Here is a 5326-nt window from a genome sequence, read left to right on the forward strand (position 1 = left end):
CTTCTAAAGTGATATGGCGGTTTTCTACTGAGGATGCCAGGGTGAAACTCCAACATCTTTATCCAGTTTTTGAGGAGGAATCCGTTAGTTCTAATGCAACATTTTAGCTGTGTCAGTCCACTACAATACCCAATTTTTTATATGAAGAGAACACACTCAATACGATTCGGTTAAGGTTTATGCGTTGTAATTTTGGGTGTGTAGAGACGTAAAATTTTACGTCTCTACAGGGATCTGGTTGGTAAACAGATATATTATCCGAACCGTATTGAGGACACACTTTACTAACAATAATCAAACCGGATTCCTGTATTTACTTATCACTCATTACTCATTACTTATTACTCATTATTTACCAGCTTTACACCCCGCGTTACTTGCTGGATCCAACCAATATACTCGGTTTGTACGGAATCAAATCCAGCAGTTTGCATCCAATCATCCACACTCCCGCTAGCATATACTTTCGAGTAAGGTTCTCTAAAAAGTTCAATTAACCAATCGGTGTGACGAAGGATTTTTTGATTTCCATCCAAAACGATCGCTTCCCCTCCTGGTTTAAGTAAGCGGAAGCATTCTTGCAAAATTAATTGGGAAATATTAGGTGGTGTTTCATGTAGTAAAAACGAAACCGTCACCAAATCGAAAGTATTGGATTCCAAACCGGTAGATTCAGCTAAACCATGAAGGAAATTTATATCTAATTTTGCTTTTCGTGCTTTGTGTTCTGCTAAAACCAGCATATGAGTAGATAAATCCAACCCAATAGTGGTTGCTTGTGGATAAGCCTGTTTTAGCATTAAGGTAGTTGAAGCGGTACCACAACCAAGGTCGAGAATTAGTAGTGGTTTAGATTCAATTACAGCAATTAACTGTTGACGAACCCAAGTTTCATTTGGTGGTGAAGCGAATGCTGTTACTAAATCGTACGTAATTGCTGCGATCGGGTTTAAGTAGCCATTTTCGATCCCATGAAAATTTTGACTGCTGTAATATTGTGGATAACTTAGCTCTGGATTGCAAAAACGAATTCCTTCTTTTTCCCAATTTGTACTTTCATAAATTCGCAGCTTTTCTTTACCGATGAGAAGACGGATAATTGATTTAAAAGAAAGCTGCAAGATTTGATGATGAATTCCTGTCACAGCAATCTTTTTTATAAATACTCATTTAATAGGATATAACATTTATGATTTTTTCGCCTGAATATTAATATCTTTAAATTCTAAAGGTTATATATTAAGAAATAGGAAAACTAACATACTTTCAATTAAATAATGAAAAAAAATATTGTTGTCTCAATCAAATTTATCTCTACATTATTGATTACATGTGCTATTGGGTTAGAATTATGGAATATTTATGCTATATATACTCAAGCTCAAATTCCAAATTTTCTACACCCAGTTTTTTGGATTGAACGCTTTGCTGTTATAAGTCATCTAATTGAAGGAATTATAGCTGCCTATTTCGCGCCTTCACATAATAAAACACCTCTCAAATATGGTATTTACACCTTTTTTGTTGGTACTGTTGGTTTATTAGAACTTTTTGAGAAAACAAATCATCTTTTTGAAGATAGATAAGTTTAAAGTGTTTACAAGTATAATAATCAACTTTCGGAAAAAAACTCAAAAATTAATTTAGTGAATTTAATATATAGCAGTAAAATAGTGGATATAGTAACTTTGATTAAATTTTTAAGTAGATTTTGAACAATTATTTTAAATAATTATTTTGAACAATATTAACTCCCTATTGTTACCCTTTGATGTTCCTGCATCGAATGGCAATCATCATTCCAGAATTTATAAAACTTTAATGTCAAACTCCAAGCTCTAGAGAGATACAATATTGTATTAGGGGACTAAAAACTTAAGCCTTTGGATTTTAAGCTTTGAGATTCTAAACTTTTAGATTCTAAGCCTTTAAACTAAAACTTGAGTATCAATAATTATTCTCCCCTATAAACTCCAAAGCTTGCGTGAATCACTCATGAAAGACTTGGAACAAAGGAAAAACTGGTTTTCTCCGGTCGCTGCTGCTTATAACAAAGCTAGACCCAGTTATCCCACGCAAATTGTTCGTCGTGTAGTAGAGTTAGCTCGACTTTCCTCTGATTCAATTATTCTTGAATTGGGCTGTGGTCCGGGGACTGCAACTATTACATTTGCTCAACTAGGTTTCTCAATGCTATGCATAGAGCCAAGTCAAGATTTTTACGAGATAGCCCTACGTAATTGTCAACAATATCCAAAAATAGAAATAAACCGTACTTCCTTTGAAGAATGGGAGTTAGAGACTAATAGGTTTGATGCGGTAATGGCTGCAAGTGCTTTTCATTGGATATCACCTCAGGTTGCTTATTCTAAAGCTGCTGATGCTCTCAAAGATGACGGTTTCTTAATTTTATTGTGGAATATGACACCCCAAATTCCATATGAAGTATATCAAGTACTCAACGAAGTTTATGGAACTCAAGCTCCACCATTAACACGATATGAAACCAGAGAAACCCAAGAAAAAATCCTTTGGGGCTTTGGACGGAATATTCTCAAATCTGGACGATTTAAAGGGTTAATATCCGAAAATATACTTTGCAAAATAAGTTACCAAGTTGATGTTTATCTTGAACTTCTAAGTACTTTTTCACCATATCGAAACATACCACCTTCCCACAGAGATTCTTTGTTCAGAGGTTTAAGAAAAGTGATTCAAAATCATTTTGGAGATTATATTCAAATCTCATACTTGAGTGCTTTTCATGTTGCTCAAAAAATCTAGTTATTTAGGGAACAGGGAACAGAGGATAAGAGAAAGATAATATAAACCGAAGTCATCCTTCTCGAAGCTCTCCCTAGTTTAACCACCTCCTAACCTCCCCCGTTAGCGGAAGCGTTAACGTAGTGTTCGCCGTATGCGCGTGCTCGATGTAAGTCTTTGCGTCAGCATTGGGAGGAATATTGATTGACCTATGGTAAATAGTTGTAAAGAAATGTAAAGTATTTACATACGGATTTTTAATGTGCGACGAAAACAGTGGGATTTCAAAGAGCATTACCCTTCGGTAAAAAGTTAAAGTTTTCACGAGTTCAGCTTATTTTGGCAGATAGTTTGACAATATTCTGGGGTGATTGGTTGGATTTACGGGTGCGAATTCCCCAAATTGCGTCGTCGGGTTTAATTTCACCACTGATATATATTATTGCTTTCGGTTTAGGTTTAGGTACTTCAATTAGACCTGGTTCAGTAATTAGCAGCGACTATAACAGCTATTTAGAATTTATCCTACCGGGAATGATAGCCCTTTCCTCAATGACAATTAGCTTTGCTGGGACGACTTTTTCTATTTGTGGCGATCGCCTGTTTAGCAAATCCTTTGAAGAATTATTGTTAGTACCGATAAATCCCCTATCTTTGCATTTAGGGAAAATGTCCGCAGGAATTGTACGTGGGTTGTTGACTTCTGGATCGGTGATTATCTTAGCTTTGTTATTCACCCAGAATTTAGGTTTCCTCAATCCTTTATTTTTATTGATTTTGGTTCTTAACTGCGCGGTATTTGCTGGTTTAGGAGTAATTACTGGTTTAACGGTCAAATCTCTGGAATCTGTGGGACTTTACAACAATTTTGTCATAATTCCCATGTCTTTCTTAGGTGCAACCTTTTTCGATCCTGCGACATTACCAGTAGGATTAAAATTTTTAGTTTATTTATTACCTTTAACTTACGCTAGTACTGGTTTACGCGCTGCTGTTTATGCACCTTTATCGGATTTTCCTTGGTACAGCGTACCGATTTTATTTGCGATCGCAGCAGCTTTATCTGTGTGGGGAGCATATAAGTTTTCTAATCAGCAAGATTAGCGTAAGTAAAATTCAAAAGTCAAAATTCAAAATTTATTTTGGAAATGTAGATTAGAGACGTTGCATGTAACGTCTCCACAAACTTAATTTGTTATTCATTTCTTCTCCCCGCTCCCTGCTTTCTGCTCCCTGCCCCATTCCGGGTAATTCGAGTTGAATAGGTGTTTGTGGTTGTTGGGATTTTTTATTACTGCGGGTTTTGGTGGTTTTAGTTTTGGTTTTTTTTGCAGCTTTGGTTTGCTGTTGGAGTTTTTCTCGTTCTGCGCGGATGCGTTCTAATAAAATTGATGCGGGTTCGTCGTTGGGATCTTGGGGGATAAAATAGACATCTCCAGAAATGAGATATCACCCCTGACTACATAAGGCTTTTATATTCTTTTTCGGAGATGTCTAATGATATAGTTCCCGATAAATCATCTCTAAAGAAATGGAATCAAAGGGAAGAGACAGTTCCGAGGCAATTAAGTAAAATTGCCCTTCGTCCGAAAGGAGAAGAATTCAGATGAGCAATGTAGAGTTAGGCTGCATTCTGCATTTTACGCTGCACACAGGTGTAGTTAGATCGTACCGTCTAACTCATGCTCGCTCGCAATTGGAGGTTATTATGAGTAAATTGCAAATTACTTACGACGGGTCTGGGCATTGTACTGCAAGGCAGAAAGCACAAGGAAAGACTGTGGCCATTGATTGTCCCTATGCTGGTGGTAAAGAGTTTTCTCCTACAAATTTGGTGGGAGCAGGACTAGCCAGCTGTATGCTTTTATCTATGGGAACCCTCGCAGTGCGAGACAAATTGGACATTTCCGGCACCTGCGTGGATGTAGAACTCTCCATAACTGACAAGCCGATTAAGCGCATCGGAGCAATCGATTTAACGTTCAATATGCCAACAAATTTTGCTGCGGCAGATCGCGTTAAGTTGGAATCGGCGGCGGGGAAGTGCCCGATCAAAAACAGTTTTCATTCTGAAGTTCCGATTTTTGTAAGCTTCAACTATCCGGAATAAATTGATAGAAAAGCTACTAGTAGAGGTTGGCGCTCCTGTGCCTTCATACAATTTTTGTACGCTAAGCACCCCGGCAAGAATAAGTTGCACGTGCAACTTATTTTATGCTCAATCCTAAGGGGTTATGTATCAATACATAACCCCTTAGCTGGAAGGTTGTTGGTTTTGACTGCTTTTATTGCTGGTTTTCCTCATAATTTCCTCAAATCTTGGGCAGATAATTTAAGGCAAAATGATAAATAATGATGCCTCTGCTCGCTGAATAAGCCCTATCTTTTGAAAAGAGGAGATTCAATTTATGGATTTTTATCTGGCTGAAACTAACAATACCTTCGCCAATTTACGAGGGTGAGTTGATGTGTAAACTCCCATTTCTCCGATGCTTGGCAAAAACAATAAGTCCTAAAAATTCCTTCACAGTTTTACGCAAAGCTATTTTTAACGTGTTGCTTA

Annotated in this window: 5 protein-coding genes; 4 read left to right on the forward strand and 1 reads right to left on the reverse strand. The window is 37.1% G+C overall.

Annotated elements, in window-relative coordinates; all coding sequences use genetic code 11:
- Nucleotides 1–341: 341 nt before the first annotated feature.
- A complete protein-coding gene (locus tag QNJ50_RS28475; protein ID WP_300642583.1) occupies nucleotides 342–1145 on the reverse strand; it encodes a class I SAM-dependent methyltransferase in 804 nt (267 codons plus the stop codon).
- A gap of 132 nt (nucleotides 1146–1277) precedes the next feature.
- Here QNJ50_RS28475 and QNJ50_RS28480 point away from each other — a divergent pair, with 132 nt between their 5' ends.
- The 4 genes from QNJ50_RS28480 to QNJ50_RS28495 all read left to right on the forward strand — a co-directional run bounded on the left by QNJ50_RS28480 (nucleotide 1278) and on the right by QNJ50_RS28495 (nucleotide 4873).
- Nucleotides 1278–1586, forward strand: coding sequence for a hypothetical protein (locus tag QNJ50_RS28480; protein ID WP_300642586.1), 309 nt, complete (start codon nucleotides 1278–1280; stop codon nucleotides 1584–1586).
- A gap of 409 nt (nucleotides 1587–1995) precedes the next feature.
- Nucleotides 1996–2784: a class I SAM-dependent methyltransferase gene (locus QNJ50_RS28485; protein ID WP_300642589.1), complete on the forward strand. Its 789-nt coding sequence runs from the start codon at nucleotides 1996–1998 to the stop codon at nucleotides 2782–2784.
- A gap of 255 nt (nucleotides 2785–3039) precedes the next feature.
- Nucleotides 3040–3867, forward strand: a complete 828-nt coding sequence (locus QNJ50_RS28490; RefSeq protein ID WP_300642591.1) for an ABC transporter permease — start codon at nucleotides 3040–3042, stop codon at nucleotides 3865–3867.
- A gap of 604 nt (nucleotides 3868–4471) precedes the next feature.
- A complete protein-coding gene (locus QNJ50_RS28495) occupies nucleotides 4472–4873 on the forward strand; it encodes an OsmC family protein (protein WP_300642594.1) in 402 nt (133 codons plus the stop codon).
- Nucleotides 4874–5326: the final 453 nt, after the last annotated feature.

Origin of the sequence: Mastigocoleus sp. MO_188.B34 (assembly GCF_030065675.1) — a bacterium.
GTDB lineage: Bacteria > Cyanobacteriota > Cyanobacteriia > Cyanobacteriales > Nostocaceae > Mastigocoleus.

Bases quoted from the DNA above. Each gene is read 5' to 3' on its own strand.
- QNJ50_RS28485 (WP_300642589.1), top strand. From the start codon at position 1,996: ATGAAAGACTTGGAACAAAGGAAAAACTGGTTTTCTCCGGTCGCTGCT.
- QNJ50_RS28495 (WP_300642594.1), top strand. From the start codon at position 4,472: ATGAGTAAATTGCAAATTACTTACGACGGGTCTGGGCATTGTACTGCA.
- QNJ50_RS28480 (WP_300642586.1), top strand. From the start codon at position 1,278: ATGAAAAAAAATATTGTTGTCTCAATCAAATTTATCTCTACATTATTG.